This window comes from Collinsella sp. AF04-24, from assembly GCF_003465685.1.
Taxonomy (GTDB): Bacteria; Actinomycetota; Coriobacteriia; order Coriobacteriales; family Coriobacteriaceae; genus Collinsella; species Collinsella aerofaciens_AP.
Genome location: NZ_QSBK01000006.1, coordinates 73,748 through 85,656, shown reverse-complemented (window position 1 = coordinate 85,656; position 11,909 = coordinate 73,748). Strand labels below are relative to the sequence as shown.

At 67.8% G+C, this 11,909-nt stretch carries 12 protein-coding genes; 10 read left to right on the top strand and 2 right to left on the bottom strand.

The genetic code is table 11. The annotated features are described in order from the left end of the window. Positions 1–2 precede the first annotated feature (2 nt). Together DWV32_RS03620 and DWV32_RS03615 are read right to left on the bottom strand one after the other, a co-directional pair. Positions 3–536: a hypothetical protein gene (locus tag DWV32_RS03620; RefSeq protein WP_117716075.1), complete on the bottom strand. Its 534-nt coding sequence runs from the start codon at positions 534–536 to the stop codon at positions 3–5. 146 nt (positions 537–682) lie between these two features. Next, entirely contained in the window at positions 683–1,609 is a 927-nt protein-coding gene (locus DWV32_RS03615) for a sirohydrochlorin cobaltochelatase (RefSeq protein ID WP_117583469.1), read from the bottom strand. A gap of 458 nt (positions 1,610–2,067) precedes the next feature. Between DWV32_RS03615 and cobM the strand changes: the two genes are divergently transcribed. Genes cobM through cobS form a run of 10 tightly spaced genes read left to right on the top strand, consistent with a single transcriptional unit; the run spans position 2,068 to position 11,887 of the window. Further along, positions 2,068–2,859 carry a precorrin-4 C(11)-methyltransferase gene (cobM, locus tag DWV32_RS03610; protein ID WP_117757226.1) on the top strand — a complete coding sequence of 264 codons (792 nt, stop codon included), beginning with the start codon at positions 2,068–2,070 and terminating at the stop codon, positions 2,857–2,859. Between the two features lies 1 nt (position 2,860). Further along, on the top strand, positions 2,861–4,045 hold the full coding sequence (cbiD, locus tag DWV32_RS03605; RefSeq protein ID WP_222847436.1) for a cobalt-precorrin-5B (C(1))-methyltransferase CbiD: 1,185 nt from the start codon (positions 2,861–2,863) through the stop codon (positions 4,043–4,045). Next, positions 4,038–4,727: a precorrin-2 C(20)-methyltransferase gene (gene cobI, locus DWV32_RS03600; RefSeq protein ID WP_117757225.1), complete on the top strand. Its 690-nt coding sequence runs from the start codon at positions 4,038–4,040 to the stop codon at positions 4,725–4,727. The genes cbiD and cobI overlap by 8 nt, the downstream gene beginning before the upstream one ends. Before the next feature lie 42 nt (positions 4,728–4,769). Continuing rightward, positions 4,770–5,861, top strand: a complete 1,092-nt coding sequence (locus DWV32_RS03595; RefSeq protein ID WP_233540389.1) for a cobalt-precorrin 5A hydrolase — start codon at positions 4,770–4,772, stop codon at positions 5,859–5,861. Next, a complete protein-coding gene (gene cobJ, locus DWV32_RS03590; RefSeq protein WP_117757223.1) occupies positions 5,861–6,604 on the top strand; it encodes a precorrin-3B C(17)-methyltransferase in 744 nt (247 codons plus the stop codon). The genes DWV32_RS03595 and cobJ overlap by 1 nt, the downstream gene beginning before the upstream one ends. Beyond that, positions 6,592–8,064: a precorrin-6y C5,15-methyltransferase (decarboxylating) subunit CbiE gene (gene cbiE / locus DWV32_RS03585; protein WP_117757222.1), complete on the top strand. Its 1,473-nt coding sequence runs from the start codon at positions 6,592–6,594 to the stop codon at positions 8,062–8,064. The genes cobJ and cbiE overlap by 13 nt, the downstream gene beginning before the upstream one ends. After that, entirely contained in the window at positions 8,061–9,443 is a 1,383-nt protein-coding gene (locus tag DWV32_RS03580) for a cobyrinate a,c-diamide synthase (protein WP_233502537.1), read from the top strand. The genes cbiE and DWV32_RS03580 overlap by 4 nt, the downstream gene beginning before the upstream one ends. Further along, positions 9,436–10,578 carry a nicotinate-nucleotide--dimethylbenzimidazole phosphoribosyltransferase gene (locus DWV32_RS03575; RefSeq protein WP_117757221.1) on the top strand — a complete coding sequence of 381 codons (1,143 nt, stop codon included), beginning with the start codon at positions 9,436–9,438 and terminating at the stop codon, positions 10,576–10,578. Before DWV32_RS03580 ends, DWV32_RS03575 begins: the two co-directional genes overlap by 8 nt. Further along, entirely contained in the window at positions 10,575–11,123 is a 549-nt protein-coding gene (locus tag DWV32_RS03570; protein ID WP_117646458.1) for a bifunctional adenosylcobinamide kinase/adenosylcobinamide-phosphate guanylyltransferase, read from the top strand. Before DWV32_RS03575 ends, DWV32_RS03570 begins: the two co-directional genes overlap by 4 nt. After that, on the top strand, positions 11,120–11,887 hold the full coding sequence (gene cobS, locus DWV32_RS03565; protein WP_089571795.1) for an adenosylcobinamide-GDP ribazoletransferase: 768 nt from the start codon (positions 11,120–11,122) through the stop codon (positions 11,885–11,887). Before DWV32_RS03570 ends, cobS begins: the two co-directional genes overlap by 4 nt. The last annotated feature ends 22 nt before the right edge of the window (positions 11,888–11,909 follow it).

The window sequence follows — 11,909 nt, the reverse complement described above, 5'->3', positions numbered from 1 at the left end:
CGTTACTTCAGTGCGTCGGCGCGCAGATCGACGCCGGCGGATTCGAACACAAGTGTGCGGTCGTACCACTGCTCTTTTCTAATACTCCACGCGGCACAGGCGGTGTCCTCGTCGAGCGCATCAACGGGCACGTCGTAGGTGTACTTGCCTTCCGCGTTTTCCACATAGGGGATGAAGTCGGCCTCGCTCGCGGCGGCAGCCTCGTCGCCCGTGCCCATGAAGAGCTTGCCGTAGCCCGTGCCGGAAAGCGTCATCACGCAGTGCATGGAGCCGTTTTCCACGATGAGCTGGGCGTCCACGATCCTGAACATGTTCGAGCTGGAATCTACGGTGATTGGATAGGTGCCGTCGGCCACCTTGTCGGCGGTGATGGGGGCAGCGCTTGCGCCCGCGGGCGCATCGGCCGCCTGTTCGGTCTTTTCCTGGGAATCGGCATCGCTTGCCTTTGCGCTGTCGATTGAATTTCCGGCGCAGCCGGCGAGCGAGAATGCGCAAAGCGCCGCCGACAGGGCGAAGACGAGGGTTTTCTTCAACATGGAGGGGGTTCCTTTCAATCGCTTCGACCGCCCGTGCCGTGCGGTGGGCGGTCGGGATGCGAATGCAACGGGCATGCGTCGTCAGTCGGGTAAAGGCGCATGCCCGTTGCACGGGGACGCGACCGGCGCCCCCGTGCGCGGCGAGTTTACAGCTTGGCGATGGCGTCGTCCACGTGCGAGACGTAGATGTCGTCGACCGCGACGTTCTGTCCCAGACCCTGGAGCAGGCACGTCACTTCGAAGCCGGCGGCCACGAACTTCGCAGCCCAGCTGTCGGGGTCGGTCTCGTCTGCCATGTCGTTGTTCGCGTGGTCGCCCGCGACCACCATGAACGGCGCGAGCACGGCCTTCTTGTAGCCTGCGGCGCTCGCGGCGGCGATAACATCCTCGCAGGTCGGTTCAGCCTCGACGGTGCCGACGAAGAACTGCGTCAAACCCTCGTTCTTGAACACTTCCTGCATCTTGGCATAGTCGGCGTTGGAATCGGCTTCGGTGCCGTGGCCCATGAGGCACAGCGCCGTCTCGCCGTCGTCGAAGGACGCCATGTTCTCCTTAATGGCTGCGGCCACCTTTTTGTAGTCGTCGTCGGAGGTGAGCAGCGGGTCGCCGAGCGAGATCTTGTCGAACTTGTCGGCGTACTTGTCGAGCTCGTCTTTCACGTCGGCGTATTCCAGGCCAGCCATGAGATGCGTCGGCTGCACGACGATTTCCTTCACGCCGTCTTCCACGCAGCGGTCAAGCGCCTCGGTCATGTTGTCGATCGTGATGCCGTCGCGCTTCTTCAGCTTGTCGATGATGATCTGCGCGGTGAAGGCGCGGCGGATGTCGTAGTCCTGCCAGTACTTCTCGCGGATAGCGTCTTCGATGGCGCCGATGGTGATGTGGCGCGAGTCGTTGTAGCTCGTGCCGAAGCTCGTGACGAGGATGACCGGCTTCGCGGCCTTCTCCTTTTCACTAGATTTCTCGGAACTCGCGGAGGTGTTGGAGCAGCCCGCGAGCGCGACTCCGGCGAGCGCGACGGCTCCGGTTGCTGCGGCGCCCATGAAGCCGCGGCGTGACATCTGGTCGGACATGGTTTTTCCTTTCCTCGGTTTGCCGGTCCCCCGGCGACAGTTGCTTGTCGGCACAAGCGAAAGAAAAGCGCACCCCTCGGGGTTCACAAGGAGCTAACGCCACGGCGATGCCGTGAGGAAAAGGCGAAGCAGTCTGGCTTGGGGCGCGAGGCGGTTCGCCCGCGCGTCCTATACAGTAATGTCCCTTGCCCAGGATTCCCACCTGGTTCCCTCCGCAAGCCAGCGCGGGCTGTGCAGGCGCCGCGCCGGTCATTTCCTTTTATCCGATTGTCATATGCTCGTTGCCGAAACTTTTACTATGATAGTGGGCACTTGTGAACGTGTCAAAGCCAGCGCGGGCGGCATTGCGCCTCCTGCCTGCGTATTTGCGCCGATTGCTGCCGCAGGCGCCGTGTTTTGCCCGCTGCGCGAATGGCGGCGTAAACGGTTGCGATGAGAAACGGGAAGGGAAGGCTCGGATGATTCATATCGTTGGCGCAGGTTCGGGCGCCGCCGACCTTATCACGCTGCGCGGGGCGCGTCTTCTACGCGCGGCCGACGTGGTCGTTTGGGCGGGGAGCCTTGTGAACCCCGAGCTGCTCGCCGAGTGCAAGGAATCCTGCGTCGTCTACGACAGCGCGCACATGACCTTGGAGGAAGTGCTCGACGTGATGTGCACGGCGGATGCGCGGGGCGAGGAAGTGGTGCGCCTGCACACGGGCGACCCGTGCCTGTACGGCGCCATCCAGGAGCAGATGGACGCGCTCGACGCGCGCGGCGTGGTCTACGAGGTGGTGCCCGGCGTGTCGAGCTTTTGCGGTGCCGCGGCGGCGCTTCGCCAGGAATACACGCTGCCGGGAATCAGCCAGTCGGTCGTGATCACGCGGCTTTCCGGGCGCACCCCCATGCCCGCGGGCGAGGGCATGCGCACCATGGCGGAAAGCGGCTCGACTATGGTCATCTTCCTGAGCTCGGGTATGCTCGCCGAGCTTTCCGCCGAGCTTTTGGCCGCGGGCCGCAGCTCCGACGAGCCGGCGGCGCTCGTGTACAAGGCGACCTGGCCTGAGGAGCGCGTGGTGCGATGCACAGTGGGCACGCTCGCTGATGCGGGCGCGCGAGAGGGCATCGACCGCACGGCGCTCGTGGTGGTGGGCCGCGTGCTCGGAGTTCGCGGTGGGCTTGCGCACAACGGCGCGCAAGCGGAGTCGTACGAGCGCAGCAAGCTTTACGACCCTTCGTTTGCCACGGGGTATCGGAAGGCGAGCAGCTAGCGTGGCCTTCGAGCACTACATATATACCGGGACGACCCGCCTGCGCTGCGGCTACACCACGGGGAGTTGCGCCGCGCTTGCGGCGAAGGCGGCCTGCGAGATGCTTTTGTCACGAAAGCCCGTCGGCCGCGTGTCGATCGTCACCCCCGGCGGGCTGCCCGTCGAGACGGACGTGGTCGACGCATGTATCGGCGAGGGGTGCGCCCAGTGCGCCGTGCGAAAGGACGCAGGCGACGATGCAGATGTGACCGACGGCGTGCTCGTGTACGCGCGCGTGGAACATGCGGGGTCGGGCACGGGCGCTGCGGGCAGCAAGGGCGTGCCCGCGCGCGAATCGGAAGTTTCCGTCGATGGCGGCGTGGGCGTGGGGCGCGTGACGTTGCCCGGGCTCGAGCAGCCGGTGGGGGCGGCCGCCATCAACGCGACGCCGCGCGCGATGATCACTTCGGCGGTGCGCGAGGTGTGTGCCGCGCACGGCTTTTCTGGAAATATTGCTGTGACGATTTCGGTACCCGAGGGTGTTGCCCTTGCCGAAAAGACCTTCAACCCGCACCTGGGGATAGAGGACGGCATTTCCATCCTGGGCACGACGGGCATCGTCGAGCCGCGCAGCCTTGCTGCCTTGCGCGACAGCATCGAGCTCGAGATCCGGCAGCATGCGGCTATGGGGCGGCGCGGAGTCGTGCTCACGCCCGGCAACTACGGCGGGCAGTTCATCTCGGGGCATTTCCACCTAAACGGTGCGCCGGTGGTCTTCATCTCCAACTTCGTGGGCGATGCGATTGATTGCTGCGTTCGCGAGGGATTTACCAATGTCCTTCTTGTGGGACACATCGGCAAGCTGGTGAAGGTTGCGGGCGGCATCATGGACACCCATTCGCGTACCGCCGACTGCCGCGCGGAGATTCTGGCCGCCCACGCGGCCTTGGCCGGCGCTGGCGCGAAGACCGTGCGCGATATCATGTCGTCGGTCACGACCACGGCGGCGCTTGAGGTAATCGAGGCCGCCGGCGTGGGGGACGCTGCGCGCGCCTCGCTCGCTGTGGCAATCGAGGACAGGTTGCGCCGCCGCGCGGCGGGCGGATGCGACATCGCCGCGGTCGTGTTCGACGCCGAGCGCCGCGAGCTTTTCCGCACGTCGGGCGCCGATGCAGTTATCGGGGAATTGGGGGCGACGTATGAGTAAAGGCGTGCTGTACGGGGTGGGCACGGGGCCTGGCGACCCCGAGCTGCTCACGATCAAGGCCGTCCGCACAATCGAATCGTGTCCGGTCATCGCCGCACCACAGACGGCGGACGGGGCCATGGTCGCGCTCGACATCGTACGCGGTGCCGTCGACCTTACAGGCAAGACGGTGATCCCCGTGCGATTCTCGATGACGCGCGACGTCGAGCGCCGCGCGGCCGAGCATGCCTCGCTTGTTCGCGAGCTTGTCGCGCACCTGGATGCTGTCCGCGACGTCGCGCTGCTGAACCTGGGGGACCCGAGCATCTACGCCACATTCCAGCGCATAGCGCCCGACGTGCGCGCCCGCGGGTTCGAGGCGCGCGCTATTCCCGGCGTGCCGAGCTTCTGCGCGGTCGCCGCGGCGCTCGAGCGCGACCTCACGCCCGAGATGTCGTCGCCTCTGCACATCGTGCCCGGCGGCTACGACGACGTGCGCCGCGCAATCGGCTGGCCGGGGGCGAAGGTGGTCATGAAGGCGCGCCGCTCGCTTGCGGACACGAAGCGCATCCTTCGCGAGGAGGGCGCCTTCGACGGTGCCGAGCTCGTAGAGGACTGTGGGCTTCCGGGCGAGCGCGTGTACTGCTCGCTCGACGATGTGCCCGATCGGGGCAGCTACTTCTCGACGATGGTGGTGCGCTAGATGAGGGTTTCCTGCATAGCGTTCACTGAGAGGGGGTATGCGTTGGCGGAGCGCACCGCACGCGCGCTTTCCGATTGCGCGCAGACAGGTGAAGATGACCCTGGCTGGGACGTTTCCGTTTCGCGCGGGTTCGGCGAGGGGAAGGCCGACCTGCGCGCATGGACGGCGCTCGCGTGGGAAGCGTCGGACGCGCTTCTGTTCGTGGGCGCGGCGGGCATCGCCGTGCGGGCGATCGCGCCGCATGTCGCCTCGAAGGCAAGCGATTCCGCGGTTGTGGCGATCGACGAGGCGGGGCGCTTTGCCGTCCCGCTTTTGTCGGGGCATTTGGGCGGTGCGAACGAGCTTGCGCAAACTGTGGCACGCGCGGCAGGGGCCATCCCCGTCATCACCACGGCGACCGACGTCCGCGGCGTGTGGGCGGTGGATACGTGGGCGCGCTGTGCGGGGCTCGCCGTTTCGAATCCCGAGGCCATCAAGCGAGTGTCGGCGCGGCTGCTTTCGGGCGGGCGCGTGGCGCTCTATTCCGACATGCCGATTTCGGGACAGCCGCCTGAGGGGGTTGACATTGCGTCCGACCGCGCTCGGGCCGATATCGTCGTGTCGCCGTTCGCTGGCGCGAATGCAGGTGCGTCCGTTCGCGCAGCGGAGACGACGGGCGATGTCGTGCCCGCCGGTGAGGCGGGGAAGCCGGCGGGCGTGCGGGCGCAGGCGCCTGCGCCCGAGCCGCTTTGCCTTGTCGTGCCCTGCATCGTTGCGGGCATAGGGTGCCGTCGCGGTGCGTGCGCCGAAGCGATCGGGGAGGCGTTTCTTCTCGCGTGCGGGCAGGCGGGTATCTCGCCTTCGGCCGTGCGCGAGGCGGCGACGATCGACGTGAAGGCGCACGAGGAGGGTCTGCTCGCCTTCTGCCGCGCGCGCAAGATTCCGCTTGCGACGTATTCCGCAGAGGAGTTGTCGCAGGTCGAAGGCAGCGTTTCGCCATCTGATTTCGTGCGTGCGACGGTGGGGGTCGACAATGTGTGCGAGCGCGCGGCGCTCGCGGGCGGGGGCAAACTTATCTTCCCGAAGCTCGCTCACGGCGGCGTGACCGTCGCGTTTTCCAAGGTAACTATCGAACTTTCGTATAAGGAGCGGTGATGGGAAAGCTCTTCGTGGTGGGGATCGGCCCGGGCGGCCCCGACGGCATGACGATTGCGGCTCGGCGCGCGCTCGAGGCGGCCGACATCGTTGTGGGGTACACGAAATACGTGGAGCTCGCGCTCGCCGCCGTGCCCGACGCGGCGCATCTCGCGACGCCGATGATGCACGAGGTCGAACGGTGCCGCCTGGCGCTTTCGCGCGCGCAGAGCGGAGAAGCCGTGGCGCTCGTGTGCAGCGGTGACGCGGGCGTGTACGGCATGGCGAGCCCCGTGCTGGAGCTTGCGGAGGACTACCCCGATGTAGACGTGGAAGTTATCGCCGGGGCCACCGCGGCTCAGAGCGGGTCGGCGGTGCTCGGCGCCCCGCTTGCCCACGACTTCGCGGTCGTGTCGCTCTCCGACCTGCTCACGCCGTGGGAGGTCATCGAGCGCAGGCTCGCTGCCGTGGCGAGCGCCGACTTCTGCATCTGTTTGTACAACCCGCGCAGCAGAAAGCGCGCCGACAGGCTCTCGCGTGCGGCGAAGATTATGCTCGAATGGAAGGCCCCCGACACGCTCTGCGGCTGGGTACGCAACGTCGGGCGCGAGGGGCAGCAGTCGGGCATGTGCAGGCTCTCCGAGCTGGGGGAGTTCGACGCCGACATGTTCACCACCGTGTTCGTCGGCAACGCGGACACGAAGCGCGTAGGCGGCCGTATGGTCACGCCGCGCGGGTATCGGGAGATTCCATGCGAAAGGTAACGATCATCGGGGCGGGGCCCGGAAACCCCGACTTGCTCTCGCGAGCGGCGCTCGACGCGATCGACATCGCCGACGTGGTCATCGGCGCTCATCGCGCGCTTGTCGGCATCGACGTGCCGCCCGACGTGGTGAGATGCGAGCTCGTGAAGACGGCGGACATCGTCGCCGCGCTCACCGATGCGGCGTCGTGGCAGCGCGCCGTGGTCGTGATGACGGGCGATGTGGGGCTGTTCAGCGGCGCGCGCCGCCTGGTGGAGGCGCTCTCCGGCGACGCGCGGGTGGACGTGCGCGTCATTCCCGGCATAAGCTCAGCGTCGTATCTCGCCGCGCGCCTCGCGCGTCCATGGCAGGATTGGCGCTTCGCGAGCGCTCACGGCGTGGCGTGCGACATCGTGGCCGAGGCCGAGCGCGCAGGTGAGCTCTTCCTCGCCACTTCGGGCGGGGAAGACCCCTCGCGGCTTTCGGGCGAGCTTGTGCAGGCGGGCTTCGCGGACGCGCGCGTGACGGTGGCCGAGCGCCTGTCGTACCCCGACGAGCGCATCACCTGCGCGACCGCAAGTGAAATCGCAGGTCAGACGTTCGACGACTTGAACGTGATGCTTATCGAGTTCGCAGGCTGCGCCGGGTCGCCTGCGGGCTCTAGCGCAGCCTCCGAGGCGCCGGCCGGCGCGTCTGCGCCCGCGGCGGCTTCTTTCGCGGCGGACTCTGCGGGCGCATCCCGCGCCGCGAGCTCCCGCTGGCCGTACGCTTCCTCGGGCATTCCCGACGAGCTCTTCATCCGCGGCGACGTTCCCATGACCAAGCAGGAGGTGCGCGCCGTCGCGCTCGCGAAGCTGCGCCTTACCGCGACCGACACCGTGTGGGATGTCGGCGCCGGCACGGGGAGCGTGTCGATCGAGGCGGCGCTCGTCGCGCGAGCGGGGTCGGTATGGGCGGTCGAGCGCAACGCGGCCGGCGTGCGGCTCATCCGAGAGAACGCGGATGCATTCGGGTGCGGCAACGTGCATGCGGTCCCCGGTGTTGCCCCCGAAGCGCTCGCGAAACTGCCCGTCCCCGACGCCGTGTTCGTCGGCGGGAGCGCGGGCGAGCTTCCCTCCATCGTGGAGGCGGCGCTCGAGAAGAACTCGCAGGTTCGCCTGTGCGTCCCATGCGTAACCGTTGAGACGCTCACCGAGGCGTGCGCGCTCCTCTCGGGTTCGCGCTTTAAGGGGTTCGAGGCCTGCCAGGTGTCGGCCGCCCGCGCCGAGGCTGTAGGCTCGCACCATCTTATGAAGGCACAAAACCCCGTGTTCCTCGTCAGCGCGCGTGGTACGGGCGCGGATGCCGAGGAGCTTGCCGATGTCGGGGCGCTTGTTGAGTCGCCTGTCGGGGAGGACCCCTCTACCGAGGGGAAACCATCCGTTGAGGTGGTCTCGCTTGCTAACTGCAACGCCGCAGGCGGGGAAGGCGGTGCCCGGTGAGCACGTCCATCCCGCGCTTCATGGTCGCTGCGCCCTCGAGCGGGAGCGGCAAGACGGTCGTCACGTGCGCGCTCCTGCGCGCGCTCGCGCGTCGCGGCCTTGCATGCGCGGCCTTCAAATGTGGCCCCGACTACATTGACCCGCTCTTTCACCGCCGCGTCGTGGGTGCGCGCTCGGGCAACTTAGACGGCTTCTTCGCTGACGCCCCGACGCTGCGCGCCCTGCTCGCACGCGGCGCCGCGGGTGCGGATGTCGCGGTGCTCGAGGGGGTCATGGGCTTCTACGACGGCATGGCGCCCGGCGTGGCCGAAGCGAGCAGCTACCAGGTTGCGCGCGACACGGAAACGCCGGTCGTTTTAGTGGTGAACGGGCGCGGGGCGTCTTTATCGCTCGCCGCCGTAATCCGCGGCATCGCCGAGTTCCTGCCTTGTGCGAACGTGCGCGGCGTCGTGCTGAACAGGACGAGCGCCGCTGCCTGCGCCTACGCGGCGCCTGCGATCGAGAAGCACACGGGCGTCGCGGTTTTGGGGAATATCCCCGCCGACGAGACGTTCTCGCTCGAAAGCCGGCATCTGGGGCTTGTGACCGCCGACGAGGTCGAGCAGCTCTCCGCGCGCATCGACAAGATGGCCGAGCTGGTGGAAAAGAGCGTCGACGTCGACCGCTTGCTCGAAATAGCTGCGACGGCCCCCGATATCCGCGAGGAACCTTACCGGTTGGAGCCGATCGCGGGAGCGCGGCCCATCGTCGGCGTCGCGCGTGACGAGGCGTTCTCGTTCTACTACGAGGAGAACCTGCACGCGCTCGAGGACCTTGGTTGCGAGCTGGCCTTTTTCAGCCCCCTGTGTGATAGCGAGTTGCCCCGGGGGACAAGCGCCCTCTATCTGGGGGGCGGCTACCCGGAGCTCCATGCGCGGCAGCTCTCCGAGAACGCGCCGATGCGCGAGGCGGTGCGGCGCGCGGTGGAATCCGGCATGCCGACGGTCGCCGAATGCGGTGGGTTTCTGTACCTGCAGCGCGAAATCGCCGATAGCGAGGGGCGGCGCTGGCCTGTTGCGGGCGCCCTTGAGGGCGCAAGCGAGAACGGGGGAAGGCTGTCCCATTTCGGGTACGTGGAGCTCACTTCCCAACGCGACGGGCTCTACGGGCCGCGCGGCACACGCATCCGCGCGCACGAGTTCCACTACTGGCAGTCCACCTGCCCGGGCGGCGACTTTTGGGCGCAGAAGCCCCGGCGCGACAAGGGCTGGCCGTGCATGTCGACCACCCCGTCCCTGGTTGCGGGCTTCCCGCATGTGTACTATCCTGCGAACCCCGACGTTGCGCGCGCGTTCGCGTCTGCCGCGGCGTCGTTTGCAGAGAGGAGACGGCATGGCTGAAGCAACCGAAACCGCGCTTGCCTGCATCCGCGAGGAAGTCGAGCGCGCGTTCTCGTCGGCGCCGGGCGCCGTGCTCGAAGCCACGCTCTCCCGGATCGAGCCCGCAGACGAGTGCGCCCGCGCCGCCGCGTACGCCGCGTGGGACTCCATCGCGCACCCCTTGGGGGGATTGGGCGACTTTGAAGACGCCGTCGCGTGTATCGCCGCAGCTCAGGGGAGCGCCGAGGTGGCCGAGTTTCCCCGTGCGCTCGCGGTATTCTTCTCCGACAACGGGGTTGTTGCCGAAGGCGTGTCGCAAAGCGGGCAAGACGTGACGCGAGCCGTCGCGCGTAACATGTGCGAGGGGGCCACGAGCGCCTGCCGCATGGCGGCGTTCGCGGGTGCCGAGGTCGTGCCCGTCGACGTGGGTATGGCCCGGGGCATAGAAGACGCGCGCATGGTGCGCGCGAACGTGCGGCGGGGGAGCGGCAACATCGCGCACGGCTCCGCTATGTCTCGAGATGGGGCCGTGCGCGCGATCGAGGTCGGAATCGCCGTCGCGTGCGGGCTTGCCCGCGCCGGCGTGCGCCTTCTCGCCGCGGGCGAGATGGGCATCGGCAACACGACCACCTCGGCGGCGGTGGCCGCAGTGCTCATCCGGGCGGACGCGCGGAGCCTCGTCGGGCGCGGCGCGGGGCTCTCGGACGCCTCGCTCGCGCGCAAGCGCGACGTGGTCGAGCGCGCTATCGACGCGAACTTGCCCGATCCCGCCGACCCGATCGACGTGCTCTCGAAGGTGGGCGGCTTCGACATCGCGGCGATTTGCGGCTTCTACCTGGGGGCCGCGGCCTCGAAGGCGCCGGCGCTCCTCGACGGGGTCATATCCTGCACGGCGGCTCTGTGCGCGGCGCGCCTGTGCCCCAACGCCTTGGGCTACCTCGTGGGCACCCACGCATCAAGTGAACCCGCAAGCCGGGAGCTCCTTCGCGAGCTCGGCATAAAGGCACCCCTCGACGCAGGCATGCACTTGGGCGAGGGCGCGGGCGCCATGGCGTATCTGCCCCTTCTGGATTCGGCGCTGCGCGTGTACCGGGATGGGAAGACGTTCACGGCGACTGGCATGGCTGCTTACGAGCATTTCGAGGCCGGGAAATGACGGTGACGCTCGTCATCGGCGCCGCCACGAGCGGCAAGAGCGCCTACGCCGAGTCCCTGTGCCTCGGGCACGACGGCCCCCGCGTGTACCTGGCAACGATGGAGCCCTTCGGGGAAGAGGGCGCCCGCCGCATCGCGCGCCATCGGGCGCTGCGCGAGGGCAAGGGGTTTTCCACCCTCGAGCGCACGCGTGACGTGGGCGCCGCAGTGCCCGGGCTTCCGCGCGGCTGCACGCTTCTTTTGGAGGACGTGGGCAACCTGGTTGCGAACGAGCTTTTCGCGGAAGGCGGCTTGTCCCCACGTGACCCCGACGCTGCGGCGCGCGAGGTGCTCGGAGGCATCGAACGGCTCGCTCAGGCCGCTGCGTATACGGTGGTGGTCACCGTCGACGTGTTCGCCGATGAGATGCGCTACGATGAGGGGACCGAGGCATGGAGGCGCGCGCTCGCGCGCGTGAACGCGGGCGTGGCGGCGCTGGCCGACCGCGCAGTCGAAGTGGTATGCGGGATTCCCGTGTGGATGAAAGGTGAAGGACCTACAAGGTGAAGATAGCAGAGGCAATCGGCGCGGCGTTCGGAACGTTCTCGCGCATCCCCGTCCCGAAATCGGCCTGGACCGATTTCGGGTCAACCCATGCGCTTGCCGCGTTTCCCCTGGTGGGCCTTGCGGAAGGGTTCCTCATGACGGCGTGGGGACACGTTGCGAACCTGCTCGGCGTGCCCGCGACCATCGTCGCGGCCGTGCTCGTGGCGCTGCCTGTTGCGGTGACGGGAGGCATCCACCTAGACGGGCTCTGCGACACCTCCGATGCGCTTGCAAGTTGGGCCCCGCGCGAGCGAAAGCTCGAGATCATGCACGACCCGCGGGCGGGCGCCTTCGGGGTCATCGGTGTTGTTGTGTACCTTATTCTGCAGTTTTCCCTGTTCACCGCGCTGCCGCTTACGGCGGGGGCGTTCCTCGCGCTTCTGTGCTCGCTCGTGTTCTCCCGCGCGCTTTCGGGACTCGCCGTTGAATGCTGGCCTGCCGCGCGGGCGGACGGCATGGCCGCGGGGCTCTCGCCTGCGAAGAAGCGCGCGGCGATCGTCGTGCCGCTTTGCGCTTTCGCTGCGGCTTCGGCTGCAGGGATGGTCGCGTGCGCTCAGGCTGTCGGCGCCCTTATGGCGGTGGCGGGGCTTTTGGCGCTCGCGTGGTACCGCCATGTTGCCCTGTCCCGCTTCGGCGGGGTGACGGGGGATTTGGCCGGATGGTTTCTGCAATGGGCCGAGCTCGCGATGCTTGCCATGCTGGTGGCGGGGGGCATGCTCCTATGATGCTCGTGGTAGGTGGCGCGCA

Bases quoted from the DNA above. Each gene is read 5' to 3' on its own strand.
- DWV32_RS03620 (WP_117716075.1), bottom strand. From the start codon at position 536: ATGTTGAAGAAAACCCTCGTCTTCGCCCTGTCGGCGGCGCTTTGCGCA.
- DWV32_RS03615 (WP_117583469.1), bottom strand. From the start codon at position 1,609: ATGTCCGACCAGATGTCACGCCGCGGCTTCATGGGCGCCGCAGCAACC.
- cobM (WP_117757226.1), top strand. From the start codon at position 2,068: ATGATTCATATCGTTGGCGCAGGTTCGGGCGCCGCCGACCTTATCACG.
- cobI (WP_117757225.1), top strand. From the start codon at position 4,038: ATGAGTAAAGGCGTGCTGTACGGGGTGGGCACGGGGCCTGGCGACCCC.
- cobJ (WP_117757223.1), top strand. From the start codon at position 5,861: ATGGGAAAGCTCTTCGTGGTGGGGATCGGCCCGGGCGGCCCCGACGGC.
- cbiE (WP_117757222.1), top strand. From the start codon at position 6,592: ATGCGAAAGGTAACGATCATCGGGGCGGGGCCCGGAAACCCCGACTTG.
- DWV32_RS03575 (WP_117757221.1), top strand. From the start codon at position 9,436: ATGGCTGAAGCAACCGAAACCGCGCTTGCCTGCATCCGCGAGGAAGTC.
- DWV32_RS03570 (WP_117646458.1), top strand. From the start codon at position 10,575: ATGACGGTGACGCTCGTCATCGGCGCCGCCACGAGCGGCAAGAGCGCC.